This is a genomic window from Streptomyces sp. NPDC088812 (assembly GCF_044750285.1).
Lineage (GTDB): Bacteria > Actinomycetota > Actinomycetes > Streptomycetales > Streptomycetaceae > Streptomyces.
Map to the genome: position 1 here is coordinate 302,870 of NZ_JBIVJP010000002.1, position 22,015 is coordinate 324,884.

The 22,015-nt window shown below is 73.9% G+C and carries 19 protein-coding genes and 1 pseudogene; 5 read left to right on the plus strand and 15 right to left on the minus strand.

Features of this window, described 5'->3' with window-relative positions; translation table 11 throughout:
• Positions 1–258 precede the first annotated feature (258 nt).
• The 3 genes from ACIP67_RS05135 to ACIP67_RS05145 all read left to right on the plus strand — a co-directional run bounded on the left by ACIP67_RS05135 (position 259) and on the right by ACIP67_RS05145 (position 3,493).
• The gene (locus ACIP67_RS05135; RefSeq protein WP_401687550.1) at positions 259–1,614 is read left to right on the plus strand and encodes an aspartate aminotransferase family protein; all 1,356 of its coding nucleotides are present in this window, start codon (positions 259–261) and stop codon (positions 1,612–1,614) included.
• 274 nt (positions 1,615–1,888) lie between these two features.
• Positions 1,889–2,635 carry a GntR family transcriptional regulator gene (locus ACIP67_RS05140; protein WP_401687553.1) on the plus strand — a complete coding sequence of 249 codons (747 nt, stop codon included), beginning with the start codon at positions 1,889–1,891 and terminating at the stop codon, positions 2,633–2,635.
• 207 nt (positions 2,636–2,842) lie between these two features.
• Positions 2,843–3,493, plus strand: a complete 651-nt coding sequence (locus ACIP67_RS05145) for a hypothetical protein (protein ID WP_401688121.1) — start codon at positions 2,843–2,845, stop codon at positions 3,491–3,493.
• A 13-nt stretch (positions 3,494–3,506) separates the two neighbouring features.
• Here the strand turns inward: ACIP67_RS05145 and ACIP67_RS05150 are convergent, their stop codons facing one another.
• Positions 3,507–4,226 carry a hypothetical protein gene (locus ACIP67_RS05150; RefSeq protein ID WP_401687556.1) on the minus strand — a complete coding sequence of 240 codons (720 nt, stop codon included), beginning with the start codon at positions 4,224–4,226 and terminating at the stop codon, positions 3,507–3,509.
• Positions 4,227–4,604: 378 nt separating this feature from the next.
• Complete coding sequence (locus ACIP67_RS05155; protein ID WP_389519310.1) at positions 4,605–5,888, minus strand: adenylosuccinate synthase; 1,284 nt, start codon at positions 5,886–5,888, stop codon at positions 4,605–4,607.
• A gap of 218 nt (positions 5,889–6,106) precedes the next feature.
• Between ACIP67_RS05155 and ACIP67_RS05160 the strand changes: the two genes are divergently transcribed.
• Both ACIP67_RS05160 and ACIP67_RS05165 read left to right on the plus strand, forming a co-directional pair.
• The gene (locus ACIP67_RS05160; RefSeq protein WP_401687559.1) at positions 6,107–6,973 is read left to right on the plus strand and encodes a diacylglycerol kinase; all 867 of its coding nucleotides are present in this window, start codon (positions 6,107–6,109) and stop codon (positions 6,971–6,973) included.
• 136 nt (positions 6,974–7,109) lie between these two features.
• Positions 7,110–7,913: pseudogene (locus ACIP67_RS05165) on the plus strand (ABC transporter permease); the annotation flags it as partial.
• Positions 7,914–8,057: 144 nt separating this feature from the next.
• Here ACIP67_RS05165 and ACIP67_RS05170 read toward each other — a convergent pair.
• The 13 genes from ACIP67_RS05170 to ACIP67_RS05230 form a co-directional block, all read right to left on the minus strand.
• Positions 8,058–9,278 (minus strand): cytochrome P450, encoded by a 1,221-nt coding sequence (locus tag ACIP67_RS05170; protein WP_401687562.1) that lies wholly within the window; start codon positions 9,276–9,278, stop codon positions 8,058–8,060.
• Between the two features lie 107 nt (positions 9,279–9,385).
• The gene (locus ACIP67_RS05175; protein WP_401687565.1) at positions 9,386–10,279 is read right to left on the minus strand and encodes an alpha/beta hydrolase; all 894 of its coding nucleotides are present in this window, start codon (positions 10,277–10,279) and stop codon (positions 9,386–9,388) included.
• 534 nt (positions 10,280–10,813) lie between these two features.
• On the minus strand, positions 10,814–12,028 hold the full coding sequence (gene kynU / locus ACIP67_RS05180; RefSeq protein ID WP_401687568.1) for a kynureninase: 1,215 nt from the start codon (positions 12,026–12,028) through the stop codon (positions 10,814–10,816).
• Complete coding sequence (locus ACIP67_RS05185; RefSeq protein WP_401687571.1) at positions 12,021–12,860, minus strand: tryptophan 2,3-dioxygenase family protein; 840 nt, start codon at positions 12,858–12,860, stop codon at positions 12,021–12,023. Before ACIP67_RS05185 ends, kynU begins: the two co-directional genes overlap by 8 nt.
• Positions 12,861–13,194: 334 nt before the next feature.
• On the minus strand, positions 13,195–13,608 hold the full coding sequence (locus ACIP67_RS05190; RefSeq protein WP_401687574.1) for a DUF3151 domain-containing protein: 414 nt from the start codon (positions 13,606–13,608) through the stop codon (positions 13,195–13,197).
• A gap of 22 nt (positions 13,609–13,630) precedes the next feature.
• Positions 13,631–15,079, minus strand: a complete 1,449-nt coding sequence (locus ACIP67_RS05195) for an MFS transporter (RefSeq protein WP_401687577.1) — start codon at positions 15,077–15,079, stop codon at positions 13,631–13,633.
• A gap of 67 nt (positions 15,080–15,146) precedes the next feature.
• Positions 15,147–16,178, minus strand: coding sequence for a class II fructose-bisphosphate aldolase (fbaA, locus tag ACIP67_RS05200; protein WP_401687580.1), 1,032 nt, complete (start codon positions 16,176–16,178; stop codon positions 15,147–15,149).
• Between the two features lie 146 nt (positions 16,179–16,324).
• Positions 16,325–16,873: an orotate phosphoribosyltransferase gene (gene pyrE / locus ACIP67_RS05205; protein WP_401687583.1), complete on the minus strand. Its 549-nt coding sequence runs from the start codon at positions 16,871–16,873 to the stop codon at positions 16,325–16,327.
• Between the two features lie 30 nt (positions 16,874–16,903).
• Positions 16,904–17,701, minus strand: a complete 798-nt coding sequence (locus tag ACIP67_RS05210; protein WP_401687586.1) for an aldose 1-epimerase — start codon at positions 17,699–17,701, stop codon at positions 16,904–16,906.
• A gap of 38 nt (positions 17,702–17,739) precedes the next feature.
• Positions 17,740–18,645 carry an SRPBCC domain-containing protein gene (locus ACIP67_RS05215; RefSeq protein WP_401687589.1) on the minus strand — a complete coding sequence of 302 codons (906 nt, stop codon included), beginning with the start codon at positions 18,643–18,645 and terminating at the stop codon, positions 17,740–17,742.
• Between the two features lie 157 nt (positions 18,646–18,802).
• Positions 18,803–20,392, minus strand: a complete 1,590-nt coding sequence (locus tag ACIP67_RS05220; protein WP_401687592.1) for a polyamine aminopropyltransferase — start codon at positions 20,390–20,392, stop codon at positions 18,803–18,805.
• Positions 20,393–20,557: 165 nt separating this feature from the next.
• A complete protein-coding gene (locus ACIP67_RS05225; RefSeq protein WP_401687595.1) occupies positions 20,558–21,115 on the minus strand; it encodes a DUF2617 family protein in 558 nt (185 codons plus the stop codon).
• A 374-nt stretch (positions 21,116–21,489) separates the two neighbouring features.
• The gene (locus ACIP67_RS05230) at positions 21,490–21,885 is read right to left on the minus strand and encodes a hypothetical protein (protein WP_401687597.1); all 396 of its coding nucleotides are present in this window, start codon (positions 21,883–21,885) and stop codon (positions 21,490–21,492) included.
• Between the last annotated feature and the right edge of the window lie 130 nt (positions 21,886–22,015).

A 22,015-nucleotide genomic window follows, 5' to 3' on the forward strand; every position in this document is an offset into this window, starting at 1 on the left:
CGACAGCCCGGCCCGGGACCCGACAGCCCGGCCCGGGACCCGACAGCCCGGCCCGGGACCCGACAGCCCGGCCCGGGACCCGACAGCCCGGCCCGGGACCCGACAGCCCGGCCCGGGGCCCGGCAGCCCGGGCACGGGACCGTGCGGCCGAGCGGGTCGGTCTTCGGTACGGGCCGTCGACAACCTGTCGCGGAAAGCGCCCGTCCGCAGACATGACGCCGATATCGCTTCCGCATCGCGGACATCTACGCTCACCGCATGACCCCTCAGACCGACCCCCGGGCCGGCGCCGCCGTGAAGGCCGCCGACCGCGCGCACGTCTTCCACTCCTGGTCCGCCCAGGAGCTCATCGACCCGCTCGCCGTGGCCGGCGCGGAGGGGTCGTACTTCTGGGACTACGACGGCAGGCGCTACCTCGACCTCACCAGCGGGCTCGTCTTCACGAACATCGGCTACCAGCACCCGACGGTCGTCGCCGCGATCCAGGAGCAGGCCGCGCACCTGACCACCTTCGCGCCCGCCTTCGCCGTCGAGGCCCGTTCCGAGGCCGCCCGGCTGATCGCCGGACGCACCCCCGGCGACCTGGACAAGATCTTCTTCACCAACGGCGGCGCCGACGCCGTCGAGCACGCCGTGCGCATGGCGCGGCTGCACACGGGCCGGGCGAAGGTGCTCTCGGCGTACCGCTCGTACCACGGCGGCACCCAGCAGGCCGTGAACATCACCGGCGACCCGCGCCGCTGGGCCTCCGACGGCGCCTCCGCCGGGGTCGTGCACTTCTGGGCGCCGTTCCTCTACCGCTCCCGCTTCTACGCGGAGACCGAGGAGGAGGAGTGCGCGCGGGCGCTGGAGCACCTGGAGACGACCATCGCCTTCGAGGGACCGGGGACGATCGCCGCGATCATCCTGGAGACCATCCCCGGAACCGCCGGGATCATGGTCCCCCCGCCCGGCTACCTGGCCGGTGTGCGGGAGCTCTGCGACCGGTACGGCATCGTCTTCGTCCTGGACGAGGTCATGGCCGGCTTCGGCCGCACCGGCGAGTGGTTCGCCGCCGACCTGTTCGACGTCGTGCCCGACCTGATGACCTTCGCCAAGGGCGTCAACAGCGGATACGTGCCGCTCGGCGGTGTCGCCATCTCGGGCGCCATCGCGGAGACCTTCGCCAAGCGGCCCTACCCGGGTGGTCTGACGTACTCCGGGCACCCGCTGGCCTGCGCGGCCGCCGTCGCGACGATCAACGTCATGGCGGAGGAGGGGATCGTCGAGAACGCGAAGCGGCTGGGCGCCACCGTGGTCGGGCCGGGACTGCGCGAGCTGGCGCGGCGCCACCCGAGCGTCGGCGAGGTGCGGGGCGTCGGCATGTTCTGGGCCGTCGAGCTGGTGAAGAACCGGGAGACGCGCGAACCGCTGGTGCCGTACAACGCGACCGGTGAGGCGAACGCGCCGATGGCGGCCTTCGGCGCTGCGGCCAAGCAGGCCGGCGCGTGGCCGTTCGTCAACATGAACCGCACCCACTTCGTGCCGCCGTGCAACGCGAGCGAGTCCGAGGTGAAGGAGGGCCTGGCGGCACTGGACGCGGCACTGTCGGTGGCGGACGCGTACACGGAGTAGACGACGGCCGGCGGGACCGGCGCGGGGCGGGGTCCGAACACGGAGAGCGCCCGGCCCCGTCGAACGCGTAAGGTGGCGTGCTCGTAGATGAGTACGAGTGTGTGTGCGAGTACGACCGCCGGCCCGGCCGGCGGCACGGCGGCCGCTGTGGCCGCCGGTACGACGGCCGGTCGGCTGCCGGTACGCGCATCCGCACCCGTGCGAGCGCGAGTGCCGGCGCGGTCCGTGCACGAGCACGCCACCGAACGTCCGCGACGAGGGAGACGCCCCGACCATGCCCGGCACCAGCGGCAGCGGCGCCGTGACCCGCAGCACCCTGCGGCAGCAGATCGCCGACGCGCTTCGCGACGAGGTGCTGGGGGGACGGCTCCAGCCGGGCCAGGCGTTCACCGTGAAGGAGATCGCCGAGCAGTACGGCGTCTCCGCGACCCCGGTGCGCGAGGCCCTGGTCGACCTGTCGGCGCAGGGGCTGCTGGAGGCCGACCAGCACCGCGGCTTCCGCGTCCACGAGTACTCCGTCGAGGACTTCCGCGGCATGATCGAGGCGCGCAGCCTGATCACCGAGAGCATGTTCCTCGCCCTCGACCAGGACAGCCGGCGCCTCCAGAACATGGAGGACCCGCGGATCGCCGCCGCCGTCGCGGGCGTGCGCCGGCGCGGGGAGGAGGCCCAGCGGGCCGCCACCGCCGGTGACCTCACCGTCCTCATCGGCTACGACCTGCGGTTCTGGCGCGAGCTGAGCGCCCTGTTCGGCAACCCGTACCTGGCGGACTTCCTGCACCGGCTGCGGGTGCAGTCCTGGGTGTGCCTCGTGCAGCACCTGCGGCGGCTGACCGAGCTGCGCGGCCGCCTCTGGTCCGGCCACACCGACCTGGTCGACGCCCTGCACCGGCACGACACCGCCACCGCCCGCTCGATGCTCGACGCCTACCACGCCCACTCGATCGCGCTGATCGAGCGGCAGGCGGCGGAAGCGGGAACAGCGCCTCTCCGGCCGATCGTGGGCCGTCCCGGTAAGTGAGCGGGCGGTGGGTGGGTAGGGGACCTGCACGCAGTGACGCACGAGGGGCGCCATGGCATGCCGCACCGACTACCCTTCGCAGACCGGGCAATGACATGGCAACGCAATGGCATGCCAGAGGCAAACGGCAGTAGCAACGACAACGGCAATGACAACGGCAATGGCAACGGCAATGGCGTGACGATCGCGCTGGGTGAGGAGCTCTCTTTGGCCTGTGACCTGTGGCTGGTACCGCTCGTCGACGTGTTGTGCCACACCCCCGACAACCCGTTCGCCGAGGAACTCGCGCAGTACAACAAGGTGCTCGCCGAGTCGGGACTCCCGCCCGTGCCGGTGTACCAGTACATGCCGGGCCTGTCCGGCGACGTCGCCCCCGTGGCCGGCTTCGACTACGACGCCCTGCACTTCCTGCGGCGCGCCTACCTGTTGCAGGTGTGCGGCCTCCCGGTCACCCCGGTCGACGAACTCGGCGGCGACTACGAGCAGCTCCTGGAGATGTTCGAGTCGACGGCCCAGCAGTCCCACCTGGTGTGGCACTACGACCACGCGGGCGCGTACGTCCCCGTCGACTTCCCGCATCCGCTCTCCAACGACGACCTCCTCGCCGGAGGCGGCCCGCTGGGCTCCTCGCAGGCCCTGCTGCGGGAGCTGGAGTACGTCGCCCCGTCGATCGGCATCGACCCGGCGAACCCCCCGACGGCTCCCCAACCCCCTGCCGCCCCGACCGAGTTGGAGGAACCGGCCGTTCCCGCGCCGTACGACCCCAGCCCGTTCGCCCGCGAGCGGCACGTGTGGCTCGGGCTGCACGCCGCCGCGACGCGAAGCCTCGCGCAGGGGTCGATGATCGTGTTCAGCTGAGCCCCGACGCCGCTCAGGAGACGTCCGTCCGCCGGTTGTCTCCTTGCTGCTCGTCCCACCCGTAGACCAGTTTCACGCCCCCCGCGACGAGCAGGACGGCGAGGCCGGGCACCAGCCACCAGGGAATGCCGGACCACACGCCCAGGAGCCCGACGACGAAACAGACGATCACGGTGATGAGGAGCAGCCGCTTGCCGTAGGGCCGCCAGGCGAACCGCTCGTGGTGGTCCGGCCGCAGCAGCCGCGCCGTGCCGAACACCAGCCCCAGGACGGCCAGGAGACCGGCGCCCGTGCCGAGGGCGGCCGCCATCTGGGGTTCGTCGCGCGGCTCGTCGGCGGTGCTCTGCCGGACGCTCCCCTTGCCGATCGTCATGACCGCGCCGCGCCAGACCGTGCCGGTGACCCGGTCGCCCGGAGCGAGTTCCTCCAGCAGCGGGCCCGGGTCGCCGAAGACCACGACACCGTCCCAGTAGGGAGTACCGGACAGGGCCGCCCGGTACTCGGGGTTCCTGCCCTTCTTCACTCTCGTGCCCTCGACGGTGAACGAGACCGTCCGCAGGCAGCGTTCGGAGCGCCGGGGCGCCACGCCGTCGGGGCATGGCGCGGCCGAGGTGTACTCCCGGTAGAGGTCCAGGTCGGTCGACAGCCAGGTGGCGAAGGCGAACCAGCAGGCCGCCGCCGAGACCAGGGACACCGCGATCAGCAGCGCCCCCTGGAAACGAGTCACGATCATCGTCCCGCCACCCCCGTCGACACGGCTACCGGTTCCGGCCGTCGCCCACAGGAGACGATCAACGGGGTGCAAGCGGTTTCACCCTGTGCCGAAAAGGCCGGGGCCGGTCCGGGATGTCCCGGACCGGCCCCGGCCGGTGTGACGGTGCGCCGGCGCGACGGTCGTGCCCGCGCGACGGTCGTGCCCGCGTGACGGCGTGACGGCGTGACGGCGTGACGGCGTGACGGCGTGACGGTCGTGCCCGCGTGACGGTCGTGCCCGCGTGACGGCCTGACGGTCGTGCCGTCGTGACGGCCTGACGGTCGTGCCCGCGCGACGGTCGTGCCCGCGTGACGGCCTGACGGTCGTGACGGCCTGACGGTCGTGACGGCGTCCGGCCTACAGGAACGAGTTGATCTCGATCGTCTCGTCCCGGCCCGGGCCCACGCCGATCGCGGAGATCGGGGCGCCGGACATCTCCTCCAGCGCCTTGACGTAGTTCTGGGCGTTCTTCGGCAGGTCGGAGAACGACTTCGCCTTGGTGATGTCCTCGGACCAGCCGGGGAGGGTCTCGTAGACCGGCTTCGCGTGGTGGAAGTCGGACTGGGAGTACGGGAGTTCCTCGACGCGCTTGCCGTCGATCTCGTACGCCACGCAGACCGGGATCTCCTCCCAGCCGGTGAGGACGTCCAGCTTGGTGAGGAAGAAGTCGGTGAGGCCGTTGACGCGGGTGGCGTAGCGGGCGATCACCGCGTCGAACCAGCCGCAGCGGCGGTCACGGCCGGTGGTGACACCGCGCTCACCGCCGATGCGGCGCAGCGCCTCGCCGTCCGCGTCGAACAGCTCGGTCGGGAACGGGCCGGCGCCGACGCGGGTCGTGTACGCCTTGAGGATGCCGATGACGCGGCTGATCTTCGTCGGGCCGACGCCCGCGCCGGTGCAGGCGCCGCCGGCGGTCGGGTTGGAGGAGGTGACGAACGGGTACGTGCCGTGGTCGATGTCGAGGAGGGTGCCCTGCCCGCCCTCGAAGAGGACGACCTTGTCGTCCTCCAGGGCCTGGTTGAGCACCAGGACCGTGTCGGCGACGTACGGCGCCAGCTTGTCGGCGTAGCCGAGCAGCTCCTCCACGACCTGGTCGACGGCGATCGCCCGGCGGTTGTAGAGCTTGGTGAGCAGCTGGTTCTTGACGTCGAGCGCCGCCTCGACCTTCTGCTGGAGGATCGACTCGTCGTACAGGTCCTGCACGCGGATGCCGACGCGGTTGATCTTGTCGGCGTAGGTCGGTCCGATGCCGCGGCCCGTGGTGCCGATCTTGCGCTTTCCGAGGAAGCGTTCCGTCACCTTGTCGACAGTGACGTTGTACGGCGTGATGATGTGCGCGTTGCCGCTGATCATGAGCTTCGACGTGTCGACGCCGCGCTCGTTCAGACCGCTCAGCTCGGAGAGCAGGACCGACGGGTCGACGACGACGCCGTTTCCGATGACGGGCGTACATCCGGGGGAGAGGATCCCGGAGGGGAGGAGGTGGAGTGCGTACTTCTGGTCGCCCACGACGACCGTGTGGCCGGCGTTGTTGCCGCCCTGGTAACGCACTACGTAGTCCACCGAGCCACCGAGCAGGTCGGTGGCCTTCCCCTTGCCCTCGTCACCCCACTGAGCACCGAGCAGCACAAGTGCGGGCACGCGCGTACACCCCTTCCGGGTGGGGCATGTCCAGGGTCAGGGGCGTACGCGAAGGCGCTTACCACCGCGTGCACCGCGACCGTCGTTGGCCGCCGTGCGACCGTCACCGGTCGCACACCGTCGGACCCGGATGCCCCGGAATAGACGAAGCCCCTGGCGCAATAGCGCAAGGGGCTCTTGCACAAAGATGCTACCCGAGGAAGCGAGGCAGGACCGAGGTGGCGACTTTCGCGACGCCGGACCAGCTGCTGGTGATCATCGATCCGGTCGCCCGGACGACGGACGGAGAGTCCGTGAGAATCGCGAAAGACGTGCTCAGCGCGGGTGCGGCAGCGAAAGTGTGCCTTCCGGAGGGGCCGGAGGAATTCGCCCGCATGCTGGACCGCCGCGGCTCCCGCAGGCCGGTGGTCGTCGGCGACGACCGCGCCCTGAGCCGGACGGTGGCCCTGCTGCACCGCCGGCGGGAGCTCGCCGACTGCGTGCTGTCGGTGGTGCCGGTGGGCAGCTCCCTGGGCGTCGCGCACGCCCTGGGGGTGCCCACGGGGGCCGTGGCGGCGGCGCGGGCGGTCCTCGACGGGGCCGAGCGGCGGCTGGACCTGCTGGTCGACGACAGCGACGGGGTGGTGCTGGGGGCGCTGCGCATCCCGCCGGTGCCGCTGGCCCCGCGGGACGCGCCGGACGGTGCGGCCGCCCCGGGCGGGGCTCATGCGCACCCCTGGCTGCGGACCTGCCAGCACCTGGTACGGACCCTGGTGCCGGCGCGGCCCGCCCGGACCGCCTCGGCCCCTCCCCCGCCCGGCCCGGCCCGGCTGCGGGTCGAGGTCGACGGCGTGACACTGGTCGACCTGGACCAGCCGGTCGAGGAGGTCTCGGTGGCCTCCGGCGCCACCGGCACGGCGACGGTCGAGGTGCGCCCGCTGTCCCTGGGCGCCGAGGCGTCACCGCTGGAGGCCCGGGGGCGGACGGTGACCGTCTCGGGCGTGGACTTCCGCTACCGGGCGGACGCGTCGGTCGTGGGCCCGGTCCGCAGGAGGACGTGGACGGTGCGGGAGGGCGCGCTGGGGCTGGTGCTGCCGGGGCGGTGAGGGCGAGGGCGCACGGCCGGAGCGCCGGGCGGTCTTTTCCCGGATCACCCAGCGCTCCGGCCGCGCCTTCCCCGATCACCAGGCCACCGGGCCGTCCCTCCCCCGGTCACCCAGGGGGCTGGTCCCCGAAGAGCCGCTCGCGGGCCGCCGGGACGTCGGCGCGAGCTTCCTGCCGGCCCGCCCGGGACCGGCCGCCGGCCGGCTGCGCACGGCGGGGGACCTGGCCCGGCGGCTGCAACGCGGCGGTGTCCTCGGATGGAGCGCCGGCTTCCTCCTCGCCGGGCTCGTCTACGGCGGGATGGCGGACGGCGCGGCCGACCTGGTCGGCGACAACGAGCGGGCGCGCGAGATCTTCGAGCGGATGGGCGGCCGGGCGGCGCTCACGGACACCTTCCTCGCCGCGATGACCGGCACCCTGGGCCTGGTCGCGGCCCTCTACGTCGTCGGCTCCGTCCTGCGGCTGCACGGCGAGGAGACCTCCGGCCGGGCCGAGCCGGTCCTCGCCGGCGCCGTCGGCCGGCTGCGCTGGGCCGCCGGCCATCTGGTGACCGCGTTCGGCGGCGCGGCCCTGATCATGCTGCTGGCGGGCGTGGGCCTCGCCGTGGGCCACGGCGGGCGGGCGGGCCCCCTCCTGGCCGCCTGCCTGGTCCAGGTCCCGGCGGTGTGGGTCGTCGGCGGCCTCGCGGTCCTCCTGTACGGCCTCGCCCCGCGACTGGCCCCGGCCGCGTGAGGGGTGGCGGGCGCGGTCCTGCTGGTCGGCTGGATCGGGCCCGTGCTGGACGTCCCCCGGGCGGTCCTGGACCTCTCCTCCTTCGGCCACCTGCCGAAGCTGCCGGGCGGACGGATGGAGTGGGGGCCGGTCCTGACCCTGACGGCGCTGGCCGCGGGGCTGGTGGCGGCCGGCGTCACCGCGCTGCGGCGGCGGGACCTGACGACGTGAGGCGGCTCAGCCGAACCCGACGACATGAGGGGCTCAGCCGAACCTCACGACGTGAAGTGGCTCAGCCGAACCTCACGACGAGAAGCGGCTCAGCCGGACCTCACGACGAGAGGGGCTCAGCCGAACCTGACCGACGTGAGCGGCTCAGCCGACCGTCACGTTCAGCCCCTCCAGCCCCCTGATCACGAAGTTCGGCTTGCGCGACGGCTCCGCCGCCAGGGTCAGCGCCGGGGCCCTCTCCAGGAGGGCCCGCATCGAGGCGGCCAGTTCGATGCGGGCCAGGGGGGCGCCGATGCAGTAGTGGATGCCCGCGCTGAAGGAGATGTGCGGGTTCTCCGCCCGGGTCAGGTCCAGGCGGTCCGGGGCGGCGAAGACCGACGGGTCGTGGTTGGCGGAGCCGAACAGCATCGCGATCTCCGCGCCCCGGGGGATCGTCGTGCCGTCGATCTCGATGTCGTCGAGGACCCAGCGTTCGAAGAGCTGGAGCGGGGTGTCGTAGCGCATCAGCTCCTCGACGGCGGAGGGCACCAGGGAGTGGTCCGCGCGCAGGGCGGCCAGCTGGTCCGGGTTGCGGAACAGCGCCCACCAGCCGTTGACCGTGGCGTTCACGGTCGCCTCGTGGCCTGCGTTCAGCAGGAGCACGGCCGTCGAGATCATCTCCTGCTCGGTGAGCCGGTCGCCCTCGTCGTGGGCGGCGATCAGGTCCGAGATCAGGTCCTCGCCGGGCTCCTTGCGGCGGGCCGCGATCAGCTCCCGCAGGTACCCGGAGAACTCGACCGAGGCCCGCACCGCCCGGCGGGCCGTCTCCTGGGACGGACCCAGCTCGTACATCCCGCAGATGTCCGCCGACCAGGGCCTCAGCGGGGCCCGCTCCGACGCCGGGATCCCCAGCATCTCGGCGATCACCGCCACCGGCAGCGGTTCGGCGACGTCCGTCAGCAGGTCTCCCCCGCCGGCCGCCACCAGCCCGTCCACCAGCTCGCCGGCCAGCCGCTCCACGTACGGTTTCAGCCGCTCGACCGTGCGCGGGGTGAACGCCTTCGACACCAGGCGCCGGATGCGGGTGTGGTCCGGCGGCTCCAGATCGAGCATCCCGTGGTCGTTGAGCGTGTGGAACGGCTCGTGCTCCGCCGGGGGCGCCGTCCGCCCGAAGTCCTCGTGCGTGAACCGGTGCTGGTAGGTCCGCCCCAGCCGCCGGTCGCGCAGCAGCGCCGAGACGTCCGCGTGGTGCGGCACCAGCCACTGGCCGGTGGGCTCGTACCGGATCACCCGGCCCCGCTCCCGCAGCTCGGCATAGGCCGGGTACGGGTCGGCCACGAACGCCGGGTCCCAGGGATCGAAGCGAAGGTCGTCGACTGCTGCCATGACCGGACGCTACCCGCCGACCGCGCCGCTGACCAGGGGGGTCGAGGGGGGCCGGGGGGCCGGGGGCGGGGAGCCGGGGAGCCGGGGAGCCGGGGGCAGAAGGCGTCTCACCACGCCAGCTGAGCGATCTCCTCCGCCACCACCGCGCACGCGTCCGCCACCGGGTCGATCAGCGGGAAGTGCCCGACGTCCTCCAGCAGCGTCACGCCCACCACCTCCCCCGCCTTCGCCGCCGCCTCCGCGTAGGACTCGGCGACCGCCTGCGGGACGTCCAGGTCGGTGCGGCCTTGCACCAGCGTGGTGGCGATGCCGGTCGGCAGCAGCAGCGCGGGGTCGGCGTACGGCTGTCGCTCGGCGACGTGCTCGTCCCCGCCCAGGAGCTGGCGGCACGCGCCCCCGCAGACGTCCAGTTTCCCGGCGACCTCGAAGTCCGCGATCGGGGCGAGCGCGACCACCCCTCGCAGCGGGGCGGGGCCGCCGGTGCGCCAGGGCGCGTCGGCGGGCAGCACGTGCCGGGCCGCGGCCCACAGGGCGAGGTGGCCGCCCGCGGAGTGGCCGGTGAGCACCGTGCGGCGCGGGTCGGCCTGCGGCAGGGCCCGGCGCACGAGGGCGGGGAGGGCGTCCAGCGCGGCGGCGACGTCGTCGAAGGTGTCGGGCCAGCGGCCCGCGACCGGCGCCTTGGCCCCCGGGGCCTCGCCCGCCGCCCCCCGCCGGTACTCCACGTTGGCCACGGCGAACCCCCGCCGTGCCAGGAAGCCGGCGAACGGCGTGATGTGCCGCCGGTCGTACGGCGCCCGCCACGCGCCGCCGTGCAGCACGACGACCAGCGGGGCGGCGCCGCCGGAGGCACCCGCCCCGGCCGTGGCCCGCGGCGCGTAGAAGTCGATCACCTGGTCGGGGTGGTCGCCGTAGGCGGCGGTGGTGTCGGGGTCGACCGCCGGGTGCGAGAAGGCCGACTCCTCTTCGGCGGCGGCCCGGGCTGCGACGACGTCGTCCGGCATGCTCCAACCTCTCAGCAACGTAACGTAATTGGACGGGACGGATGTGGCGGACCAGGTGGGGATTCGGCCGTTGGCGGGGACGGTACCAGGCCGGTGACGTGCGCGGACACGGGGATGTCACGCTCGGTGAGGGATCTGGGGTCATGACCTCCCGTCACGCCGATCGGCGGGGCGCGACGGAGGTCGACATCTCCGGCGAACCCGGCACGGCACGTCCTGGTGGGCGCACGGCGCGGGCCCGTACGGCCGTGCCGCGGGCGGCCGGGAACGTCCTGTGCGGAGAGGGGTTCGGCCCCCTCGGAGCGGTCCCCGGGTGCGGGACGACGGGACCGGCACCCCGGCGAACCGGGGTCCGGCCCCCTCGGAGCGGTCCCCGGGTGCGGGACGACGGGACCGGCACCCCGGCGAACCGGGGTCCGGCCCCCTCGGAGCGGTCCCCGGGCGGGGGGCGAGGGGTCCGGCGCCCCGGCGGTCCGCCGGGGCGCCGTGGCAGGGCGGGGCGTACGTCCGCGCCCGGTGGCCGCCGGGCCCGTGCTACCCCCTCACCACCGCCCCCAGCACCCGCGCCGCCCGTTCCACGTCCGCGAAGCCCACGTACAGCGGGGTGAAGCCGAAGCGGAGGACGTCCGGGTGGCGGAAGTCGCCGATGACGCCCCGGTCGATCAGGCGCTTCATGACGTCCCCGGCATCATCACAGCGCAGGGCCACCTGGCTGCCGCGTTCCTCGTGGGCGACCGGCGTCAGGGACTCCACGCGCCCGGCGGGGAGGTAGGCCGCCACGCACTCCAGGAAGAAGTCCGTCAGCGCGAGGGACTTCGCGCGGACGGCCTCGATCGACACGCCCCGCCAGACGTCGAGCGCCGCCTCCAGCGCGAGCATCGACAGGATGTCGGGCGTCCCGACCCGCCCGCGCGCGGCGCCCGGGGCGGGCTCGTACCCGGGGTGCATGCCGAAGGGCTCCGCATGGGAGTTCCAGCCGGGCAACGGGGAGTCGAAGCGGTCCTGGAGACCGCGCCGGACGTAGAGGTACGCCGGTGAACCCGGCCCGCCGTTCAGGTACTTGTAGGTGCAGCCGACCGCGAGGTCCACGCCGTGCTCGTCGAGGCCGACCGGCAGGGCGCCCGCGCTGTGGCACAGGTCCCAGACGGCGATCGCGCCCGCCGCGCGCACGGCGGCGGTCAGCCCCGGCAGGTCGTGCAGCCGGCCGGTGCGGTAGTCGACGTGGTTCAGCAGCACCGCGGCCGTACGGTCCGACAGCGCCGCCGGCACCTCCGCCGGGGTCACCGGCCGCAGGGTGCGTCCGGTCAGCCGGGCCGCCGACCCGGCGATGTACCCGTCGGTCGGGAAGGTCGTCGCGTCGACGAGGATCTCGTCGCGGCGGTCGTCCACGAGACGCACGGCGCCCACGAGGGCCTTGAAGACGTTGACGCTCGTCGAGTCCCCGACCACGATCTGCCCGGCCGCCGCCCCCACCAGCGGGGCGATCCGGTCGCCGATCCGCTCCGGCGCCGTCCACCAGCCGCTCTCCTCCCAGGAACGGATGCGCAGCTCCCCCCACTGACGGCGTACGACGTCCTCGACGCGGCCGGGGACGGACACCGGCAGGGCGCCCAGGGAGTTGCCGTCGAGGTAGACGACCGGGTCGCCCGCCTCCGGGCCGGACGAGGGGTCGAGGAGGAACTCGGCGCGCCGGGCGGCCAGCTCGTCACCGGCGTCCAGCTCGCTCGCCCTGAGGGTCAGGTCAGACATGGGACCTCGCCGTCCACAGCTCGGGGAACACGTTCTTGCGCGCACGCTTCTCCAGCCAGGCCACACCGGCCGAACCGCCCGTGCCGGTCTTCGCGCCCATCGCGCGGCGGGTGGCGACGAGGTGGTCGTTGCGCCAGCGCCACACCAGCTCGGCGACATCGGTCAGCGCCTCACCGAGGCGGGCCAGCTCGTCGCTCTCGTCACCCGCGTAGAGCGCGGTCCACACCGCCTCCACCTCCGGCGACGGCTCGTACCGGAGCGCGACGTCGCGCCGCAGGACCGAGTCCGGGACCGCGTGCCCGCGGCGGGCCAGCAGCCGCAGCACCTCGTCGTACAGGCTCGGCTCGTGCAGCGCCTTCTCCAGCTCGGCGTGGACGCGGGGCGCGCCCCGGTGCGGGACGAGCATCGACGCGGACTTCTCGCCGAGCAGGAACTCCATCCGCCGGTACATCGCCGACTGGAAGCCGGACCCCTCGCCGAGGGCGGAGCGGTAGGCGTTGAACTGGGCGGGGGTGAGCTGGGCGAGCGGCCGCCAGGAGGCGTTCAGCGCCTCCAGCTCCCGTACGGAACGTTTCAGCGCGGCGGTCGCCACCGGCACCCGGTCCTGGCGCAGGGCCTGCGCCGCCGTCTCCCACTCGTGGACGATGACGGTGAACCACAGCTCCATCACCTGGGTCGTGACCAGGAAGACCATCTCTCCGGGGTCGTCGGAGAGGGGGTGCTGGAGGTGGGTGAGCACGTCCGCCCTGACGTAGTCCTCGTACGGCGTCGTGCCCCCGAAGTCGAGATGCGGGGTCTCGGGCTCGTACGGTTCCTGAGCCTCATGGGACATCGCTGTCTCCTGTTGTGTACTCCGGGTAGCGGTCCGCCCCTGCCGTTACCGACACGGGGGCCCCGGTCCCCACCGGCATCCTCAGCCGTCACCCCGGACCGGTGCAAGCCCGGCCGGATCACGGGGATCACGGCCGGGCCCGCGCAGGGAGCCGCCTCTAGGGCGTGTTGCGAAAGTCCCGCCTGCCCTGCGACGCCTGGCACGCGCGCTCGCTGCGTTGTCGGGATCGCCCACGTACGCCCAGTACGAGGGCGACCCTCCGCCTTGCGATCACACGCACCAGACGCCGCAGGGCCCGCCCTTCGGGCGGCCGGCGCTACTTTCGCAACACGCCCTAGCCCAGCGTCTGGGCCGCCGTCGGCGAGGAGTCCTTCAGGAACTGCGAGCAGCGCTCGTACTCCTCCTGCTCGCCGATCGTCTGCGCGGCCCGGGCGAGGGCGTGCAGGGCGCGCAGGAAGCCGCGGTTCGGCTCGTGCTCCCAGGGGACGGGGCCGTGGCCCTTCCAGCCGTTGCGGCGCAGGGCGTCCAGGCCGCGGTGGTAGCCCGTACGGGCGTACGCGTACGACTCGACCACGCTGCCCCGCTCGAACGCGTCGTCGGCGAGCTGGGCCCAGGCGAGGGAGGAGGTGGGGTGCCCGGCGGCGACGTCGGCGGGCGCCGTGCCGGCGGCGAGGAGCTCACGGGGCTCCGGGTCGTCGGGGAGGTGCGTCGGGGGCGGGCCCCCGAGGAGGTTCTCGTGAATGGACATGGGTCCAGTCTGGCCGATCGGCTCACCGCCCCGCCTCCAACGGCGGTGCCGTCACGCCGCCGTGACACCTGCACTCCGGCCGCCGGCAGTCCGGCCCCGGCCGCCGCACCGTCGCGAACGCCACCCCGGCGCCCACCACGAGCAGGCCCGCGCACAGCGCCATCGCCCGCCGGAACGCCCCCTCGAAGGCCTCCGCGGACCGGTACGCCTCCGGGCCCATCCCCGTGACCAGGGGCAGCGCGGCCACGGCGATCAGGCCGGCCGCGCGGGCGGCCGCGTTGTTGACGCCGCTGGCCAGACCCGCGCGGCTGTCGTCCACCGAGGCCAGGACGGTCGCCGTGAGCGGGGCGACGAGGGTGACCATGCCGAGGCCGAGGACCAGCACGGCGGGCAGGACGTCCACCGCGTAGGAGGCGCCGGGGCCCACCCGGAGCATCAGCAGCATGCCCGCGGCGCACAGCAGCGGGCCCACGGTGAGCGGGAGACGCGGGCCGATCCGGTCGGCGAGCGCACCGGAGCGCGCGGACAGCAGCAGCATCAGCACGGTCGTCGGCAGCAGTGCCGTACCGGCGCCGACGGCGGAGTAGCCGGCCACGGTCTGGAGCTGGAGCGCGGAGAGGAAGAAGAACCCGCCGAAGGCCGCGTACACGCACAGGGTGACCAGGTTGACGGCCGTGAACCGGCGGGAGGCGAAGACGTCCAACGGCAGCATCGGGTCCGGGCCGCGCCGCTCGACTCGGACGAAGGCCGCCCCGGCGGCGACCCCGGCCACCGCCGCGACGGCGACGGCCGGCGTCCCCGCGCCCGCCTCGATCAGCGCGTACGTCACCAGCCCGAGCGACAGCGCGGCCAGGACGGCGCCGGGCACGTCGAAGCGGCCGTGGGCGCGCCGGTCGCGCGACTCGGGGACGTGGCGCAGGGCCACCGGGACGCACAGCAGCGCCAGGGGGACGTTCAGCCAGAACACCCACCGCCAGCCGGGCCCGTCCACCAGCCAGCCGCCCAGGAACGGCCCCACGGCCGCCCCGACGCCCCCGAAGCCGGACCACAGGCCGACGGCCCGCCCCCGGTCGTCGGGGTGGAAGGAGGCCTGGATGAGGGCGAGCGAGCCGGGGGTGAGGAGGGCGCCGCCGACGCCCTGCAACGCCCGTGCCGCGACCAGCACGGCCGCGTCGGGCGCGAGCCCGCACAGGAGGGAGGCGGCGGCGAACCACACCACGCCGGCCACGAACACCTTCCGGCGGCCGACGCGGTCGCCGAGCGAGCCGGCCGGCAGGATCAGACCGGCCAGCGTGACCATGTACGCGGTGACCGTCCACTGGAGGGCGGCCAGGTCGGCGTCGAGGTCACGGCCGATGCGCGGCAGGGCGACGTTGACGACGGTCGAGTCCAGCATGGCCATGCTGGAGCCGAGGACCGTGGCGAGCAGGACCCACGTGCCCTGGGGCGAGGCCAGCCGGACGTCGGGCATGGCCCCAGGTATACAGCGAGCCCGGTGCCGGGGCACCGGGCTCGTCCGCCATCAGCCGTACGAGGACCTACTTGATCTTCGTACCGGCCGAGCGCAGGTTCTGCGTCGCCTCGACGACCCGGGCGGCCATGCCCGCCTCGGCCAGCTTGCCCCAGGTCCGCGGGTCGTAGGTCTTCTTGGCGCCGACCTCGCCGTCGACCTTGAGGACGCCGTCGTAGTTCTTGAGGATGTGGTCGGCGACCGGACGGGTGAAGGCGTACTGGGTGTCCGTGTCGATGTTCATCTTGACGACGCCGTTCTCCAGCGCGGTCGCGATCTCCTCCTCCGTGGAGCCGGAGCCGCCGTGGAAGACGAAGTCGAACGGCTGCGAGCCGGCCGGCTGGCCGAACTTGGCGGCGACGCCCTCGTTCAGCTCCTTCAGCAGGTCGGGGCGGAGGACGACGTTGCCCGGCTTGTACACGCCGTGGACGTTGCCGAAGGACGCGGCGAGCAGGTAGCGGCCCTTCTCGCCGAGGCCGAGCGCCTCCGCCGTGCGGATCGCGTCCTCGACCGTGGTGTACAGGGAGTCGTTGATCTCGTGCGAGACGCCGTCCTCCTCGCCACCGGTCGGGGTGATCTCGACCTCGAGGATGATCTTCGCGGCGCGGGCCTTCTCCAGCAGCTCCTGCCCGATGGCCAGGTTGTCGGCCAGGGTCTCCGCGGAGCCGTCCCACATGTGGGACTGGAACAGCGGGCCGAGACCGGCCTCGACGCGCTTGCGGGAGATCTCCAGCAGCGGACGCACGTACCCGTCGAGCTTGTCCTTCGGGCAGTGGTCGGTGTGCAGGGCGACCGTGACCGGGTACTTCTCGGCGACGATGTGCGCGAACTCGGCGAGGGCGACCGCGCCCGTCACCATGTCCTTGCTGTACTGGCCGCCCAGGAACTCGGCGCCGCCGGTCGAGATCTGGATGATGCCGTCGCTCTCCGCCTCCGCGAAGCCGCGCAGAGCCGCGTGCAGGGTCTGGGTCGAGGTGACGTTGATGGCCGGGTAGGCGAACTTGCCTGCCTTCGCCCGGTCGAGCATCTCGGTGTAGACCTCGGGGGTTGCGATGGGCATTCGTCCGCTCCTTGAGTGTGCGGGTTGGCGTACTGCGTGCTTACGGCCCTGACCTAGACCTTGGGTTCGACGTCATCGTCGCGCCCATCTTTCCAGACATGCGCGGTCGGTCCACGCGCCGGTCAAGTCCAGGTCGAAGTCGCTCGTCAGTCCAGACCCAGTTCATCCTTCGAGAAGGCGAACAGGTACGGCACCCCCGCGCCCTCCTGGATCTTCTCGGCGGCACCGGTCGCCCGGTCCACGATGGTCGCGACGGCCACGACCTCGGCGCCCGCCTCGCGCACGGCCTCCACGGCGGCCAGCGGCGAACCACCGGTGGTGGAGGTGTCCTCCACCACCAGGACCCGGCGGCCCTTGATGTCCGGCCCCTCCACGCGCCGCTGGAGCCCGTGCGCCTTGGCCGCCTTGCGCACCACGAAGGCGTCCAGCCGGCGGCCGCGCGCCGCGGCGGCGTGCAGCATGGCCGCGGCGACCGGGTCGGCGCCCATCGTCAGGCCGCCCACGGCGTCGAACTCCAGCTCGGCGGTCAGGTCCAGCAGCACCTGGCCGACCAGTGGGGCGGCCACCCCGTCGAGGGTGATGCGGCGCAGGTCGACGTAGTAGTCGGCCTCCAGGCCCGACGACAGGGTCACCTTGCCGTGCACCACGGCCTTGTCCTTGATCTGCTCCAGCAGCGCGCCACGTACGTCACTCATACGGCCAGCTTAGAGCCGCGTACGGCCGGCTCAGAGACGGGTCCAGCGCCAGGTCGTGGTGGCCTCCAGCGGCTCCAGGGGGGTGACCAGGCGCGGGTGGGTGTTCAGGCCGTCGGGCGGGCCGGTCTGCGGCTCCACGCACACGGCCGCCTCCTGCTCGTCGTAGACGACGACCCACTTCTCCGGGCTGGTCACCTCCAGCCGGAGCCGTCCCGGCCAGGTGAGGGTGACGTGGACGCCGTCCGGCATGCCGAAGCAGTCGTCCCAGGGGCCCGGCTCCGGGTCGATCCGGTGGCCGGTCGGCAGGTGGTCGTCGCCGCGCTCCTCCTGCCAGGCCGGGTCGAAGGCGACCCGCACCCGCTCGCCGTCCGCGCCGTCGAGGGTGCGGTTGAACCAGGGGTGCCAGCCGATCTGCGCCGGGAACGACGAACCGTACGTCTCCACCGCCATGGTCAGCGTCAGCGCGTCCTCGGCGAGCGCGACCACCTGGGTGACCCGGCCGGGGTAGGGCCACGGCTCCACCAGGTCGTACGTCAGGACCGCCTCGTCGGCCGACCTGCGGGCGACCCGCCAGGCGCCGTCGCGGACGGTGCCGTGGATGGCGTGCGGCGGGGAGTTGAGCGGCATCTGCTGGACGGTCGCGCCGTCCCGGAACCGGCCGTCCCGGACCCGCCCGCACCAGGGCACCATCGGGAAGCAGCCAAAACGCTCCCCCTGCCGCAGCAGTTCCGCACCGCCGACGCGCAGCCCTCCGACCCGTCCGCCGTTGCCGGGCTGCACGGTCACCTCCGCGTCACCCGCGGTCAGCGTGATGTCTTCGTCGCTCACGGGACGACCCTATCGAGGCGATCAAGTGTGCGTCGGCTTCACGGGCGGCGGCGGCGCAGCGCCCTGCCGACCACGATCACCGACGCCACCACCAGCGCGGCGGCCGGGCCCGCCCAGCGCAGGGTGCTGTTCGGGGTGACGGTCTGTGCGGCCGGGACGGGCGCGTACCGGCCGCGGGGCGGGGCGTGGTCGACCTCCTCGGCGCTGCGCCCGATCATCGTCCGGCGGGCGTGCGCGGCCTCGGCGGGGGGTTCGGAGGAGGGTGGGAGGCCGCCCAGACCGTCCACCTCGTCCACCTCGTCCACCTCGTCCTCTTCGTCGAGTCCGTCGACGTCGTCCCCGCCGTCGGTGTCGTCCCCGCCGTCGAGGCCGTCGACGTCGTGCCGGTCGTCGGCGGCGGCCGGGTCCGACCGGGGGATGCCGGTGTCGAGGACGGCCGGGGGTTCGTCGGCGGGGAGCGGCCGCTCGGGCTCGGACTCCGGCTCGGGCTCCGGCTCGGGCGCGGCGTCCGCCGCCCCTGCCCCGGCCCCCGCTCCCAGGTTCTCCGCGAAGCGGTTCAGCAGTCGTACGACCGCGCCGTCCACGGCCTCGCCGGGCTGCTGGGCGATCCGGCCGCTCGCGGAGGCGGTGCCCTCGAAGCCGAGTGTGGTGCCGCCCTCGGACACGCCGAGCCGCACGGTGAGCGCGAACTCGACCGTGCCCGTGCCGCGCACCTCGCTCGCGTCGCCCCCCACGGCGTGGGTGCCGTCCTCCCGGGCGGTGACGCGCAGGGTGCCCCGGTAGGTGATCGTGTGGCCGCCGACGCGCACCTTCAGCCGGCCCGCGACGGGCTCGCTCCCGGCGTCCTGCTGGAGTCCGGGGACCGCCCGGGCCACCTGCGCGGGATCGGCGAGGGCCGCCCTCAACCGCTCGACGGGAACCGGAACGAACACCTCATGCTCCATGGAAGCGGAGCCTACCCACGGCGTGCGGAAAAGCACCCGCCGAAACCATGATTCGCACCGCCGCCGCGCCCGCCTCGCGTACCCTCCCGCCCCCACTGGCCCGCCCGCCGCGCATCCCCTCCCGCCCCCACCGCCGCGCCCGCGTCCGCGTCCGTCGTCAGTACCGCGGGTGCACCAGGGTGGAGGGGCGCACGCCCGGTACCGGCCGCCCCGGCGGCCGCTCGTCGTGGTGCGGGCGCAGCGGTGGCGGGGCCGCGGTGCCGGCCAGGACGAAACCCCAGTCGCGGGGTGTGCGGGAGGTGTCCTCGGTGCGGTCGGGGCCGGTGGTGACGCCGGTGTCGCGACTGTCGACCCGGTAGGGGGTGGTGTGCAGGCCCGCCGCGCGCAGGGTCGTCTCGACCGTCCAGAAGACCCGGCGGCGGGAGGCGACCGGCCCGGCGTGGACGACGAGGCGGCCGCGGGGGCGCAGTACCCGGCGGGCCAGGCCGTAGAACTCCTGGGAGTACAGCTTGGTGCTGGCCGTGATGCCGGGGTCGGGGAGGTCGGCGATCACCACGTCGTAGCCGGCGGCCGGGGTGTCGCGCAGGTGGCGGAAGGCGTCGCCGACGGTGACGTGGACGCGCGGGTCGGCGTAGGCGTGGTCGTTGAGGCGGGACAGGGGCGGGTCGGTGCGGGCCAGGCGGATCAGGCCCGGGTCGAGCTCGACGACGTCGACGCGGTGGACGCCGGGGTGGGTGAGCACCTCGCGGGCGGCCAGGCCGTCGCCGCCGCCGAGGATCAGCACGCGGGCGTGCGGGCCGTCCATCGCGGGGTGGACCAGGGACCGGTGGTAGCGGCGCTCGTCCCGGCCGTCGACGCGGAGCCGGCCGTCGAGGTAGAGGCCGAGAGGGCGGCCCCGGGTGCCGCCGGTGAGGACGACCTCCTGGACGTCGGTCTCCACGGCGACGCGGACGTCGTCGCCGTAGAGGGCGTGGCGGGCGGCCTGTTCGAAGTCGTCGACGAGGACGGCGGCGGAGCCGAGGACGCCGAGCACGGCGACGGTGGCGGCCGGCAGCAGCCAGCGGGTCCGGCCGGTGAGGTCGCGCCGGAACAGGCCCAGCACCAGGGTGCCGCCGGCGACGACGTTGACCGTTCCGGTCAGCAGGGAGCTGGTCAGCTGGCCGAGGAACGGCAGCAGCAGGAAGGGGAACGCCAGCCCTCCGACGAGCGCGCCGACGTAGTCCGCGGCGAACAGGTCGGCGACGGCGCCGCCCGCGTCCTGGCGGCGGATGCGCTGGATCAGCTCCATCAGCAGCGGGACCTCGGCGCCGATCAGCAGGCCGATGGCGAGGGAGAAGGCGACCAGCAGGATGCGGGGGCCGTTCGCCCACAGGCCGCCCCAGTCGCCCGTCCAGGCGAACACCGCGTACAGCGCGGGCGCGCTGCATCCGCCGACCAGGGCGAGGGTCACCTCGACGGCGGCGAACCCGGCCGCGGCGAGGGGGCGCAGCCGCTTGGCGGCGAGGGAGCCGATGCCCATCGCGAAGACCATCACGGACAGCACGACGGAGGCCTGGGTGACCGAGTCGCCCATCAAGTACGAGGCGAGGGCGACCAGTTCGAGTTCGTACACCAGACCGCAGGCCGCGCAGACGAAGACGCACGCGAGGACCAGGAACCGTCCGGTGTCGGGCCGGACGGGGAGCCGCGCGGGGCCGCGCCACGGGGGTGGGGCTCCGGGCGGGGCGGGGGCGTGCGGCTCGATCACGACTGCGACGTTACGTCACGGGTGCGGTATGCAACGTCACCCACACGTGTGGAACCCGGGATGCCCGGCCCGCCGCGGGTTTAGGGCCGCGCGGCGGCCGCCACGACGGTCGCCGCTCCGGGCCGTGGTTCCCGGCCCCGTCGCGTCCGCCCGGACGGCCCGGCCTCACACTCCCCGGGCGAGGGACCCCGCGGACGTCCCGGGCCGGCCGGCCGGCGCCCGGCGGACGCCCACTCGCGTCCTGGTCGCCACCAACTGCCCGTCCTGCGGGTACGCGTGCCACGTACGCCAGTGCACATGCCCCTCGTGGCGCTGGGCGAGGAGGGCGGTGAAGGCGTGGGGGCTGCCGGGGAAGACACCGGCGAGACCGTGCGGGTGCTCGGCGACGAGCGCCAGCAACTCCTGGGCGCGGCCCGCGAACTGGTCGGGCGTGAGGACCTCGACACGGGCGGCGAACTCGTACTCCCACTCGCCCAGCCGCTTGGCCACGCCGAGCGGGAGCGGGGTGCTGCTGCCGGGGATGCACGCGACCGTCTCGGAGCACGACCCCCGTTCCTCCTCCAGCAGCACCTGGTGCGACGCGCCGAGCAGCCGCAACTGGAGCTTGGCTCCGGACAGTTCGAGGTCGAGGGTGGCCAGGGCGGGCAGCGGTTCACGGCCCAGGGCCCAGGCGAGGTCGGCCGCGCACGTGTCGGTGTAGGAGGTGTTCAGGGTCGTGAGCATGACTCGGCTCCGCTAGAACGCAAAGAAGAGGAAGGGTCCCGCGCGCCCCGGCCGACACCGGGGGATCGGCCCCGGCCGGCCCGGTCTGGGGAGGGCGTCCGCGCGGGACGTCCGAGGGGTCCGAGGGGCTGCGTCGGTGACTTAGAGGGAATCATGAACGGTGGCGCCGCCACAGCGTTTTTACCCAACTTCGTAACGTTTCCATCCCTCAGAGGGCTCCTCAGCTCAACTGTTCCACCACGGCGTGCGCCGTGCGGCTCACGCGCACCTCCACGCGCCCCGCCGCCGGACCGGATACGACCGAGGGGCGCCCTGCTCAGGGGCGCCCCGCGGGCCGGACACGGCTCCCCCGCAGGGAGTTCGGCTGCCCCGTGTCAGCCGCCTCCGCCACCGCATCCGCCGCCCCCGCCCCCGCCCCCGCAGGACGAGCCGCCTCCGCAGGACGATCCGCCGCCGCAGGAGTGCCCGCCGCCGTGGCCACCGGAGTGGCCGGAGTGCCCGCCCGAACGCCCGTCGGAGTCACCGGAGTCGCTCCCCGAGGACGAGGACGCGCCGATGTCGCCGCCGAGCACCCACCAGCTGCTCGAACTGTCCGCGCTGCTGTGGTGGCCGCCGGACCCGCGCGAGCCGGCGGAGCCGCGCGAGCGGCCGGCGCGGCCCGTCCGCGCGGACCGCGCGGTGCGGCGGGGGCGCGCGGCGCGGACGAACCCGACCACACCCCCCACCACGACAACGAGTCCGAGCATCGCCAGGATGATGCCGATGATCATGGCGTCACCCTCCTTCCGTGTCCCCCGAAGCGACCCCCCGTGGGCGCCTCGCGCACCGGTCGAGCGGTGCGTGAACGGGGGATGCCCGCCCCCCTCACCGGCCAAAGCACACTTGAGGAAGTCCAGAGCT

Bases quoted from the DNA above. Each gene is read 5' to 3' on its own strand.
- ACIP67_RS05135 (WP_401687550.1), top strand. From the start codon at position 259: ATGACCCCTCAGACCGACCCCCGGGCCGGCGCCGCCGTGAAGGCCGCC.
- ACIP67_RS05230 (WP_401687597.1), bottom strand. From the start codon at position 21,885: ATGATCATCGGCATCATCCTGGCGATGCTCGGACTCGTTGTCGTGGTG.
- ACIP67_RS05175 (WP_401687565.1), bottom strand. From the start codon at position 10,279: ATGCCGGACGACGTCGTCGCAGCCCGGGCCGCCGCCGAAGAGGAGTCG.
- ACIP67_RS05195 (WP_401687577.1), bottom strand. From the start codon at position 15,079: ATGCCCGACGTCCGGCTGGCCTCGCCCCAGGGCACGTGGGTCCTGCTC.
- kynU (WP_401687568.1), bottom strand. From the start codon at position 12,028: ATGTCTGACCTGACCCTCAGGGCGAGCGAGCTGGACGCCGGTGACGAG.
- ACIP67_RS05140 (WP_401687553.1), top strand. From the start codon at position 1,889: ATGCCCGGCACCAGCGGCAGCGGCGCCGTGACCCGCAGCACCCTGCGG.
- ACIP67_RS05170 (WP_401687562.1), bottom strand. From the start codon at position 9,278: ATGGCAGCAGTCGACGACCTTCGCTTCGATCCCTGGGACCCGGCGTTC.
- ACIP67_RS05215 (WP_401687589.1), bottom strand. From the start codon at position 18,645: ATGGAGCATGAGGTGTTCGTTCCGGTTCCCGTCGAGCGGTTGAGGGCG.
- ACIP67_RS05185 (WP_401687571.1), bottom strand. From the start codon at position 12,860: ATGTCCCATGAGGCTCAGGAACCGTACGAGCCCGAGACCCCGCATCTC.
- ACIP67_RS05190 (WP_401687574.1), bottom strand. From the start codon at position 13,608: ATGTCCATTCACGAGAACCTCCTCGGGGGCCCGCCCCCGACGCACCTC.
- ACIP67_RS05150 (WP_401687556.1), bottom strand. From the start codon at position 4,226: ATGATCGTGACTCGTTTCCAGGGGGCGCTGCTGATCGCGGTGTCCCTG.
- ACIP67_RS05225 (WP_401687595.1), bottom strand. From the start codon at position 21,115: ATGCTCACGACCCTGAACACCTCCTACACCGACACGTGCGCGGCCGAC.
- pyrE (WP_401687583.1), bottom strand. From the start codon at position 16,873: ATGAGTGACGTACGTGGCGCGCTGCTGGAGCAGATCAAGGACAAGGCC.
- fbaA (WP_401687580.1), bottom strand. From the start codon at position 16,178: ATGCCCATCGCAACCCCCGAGGTCTACACCGAGATGCTCGACCGGGCG.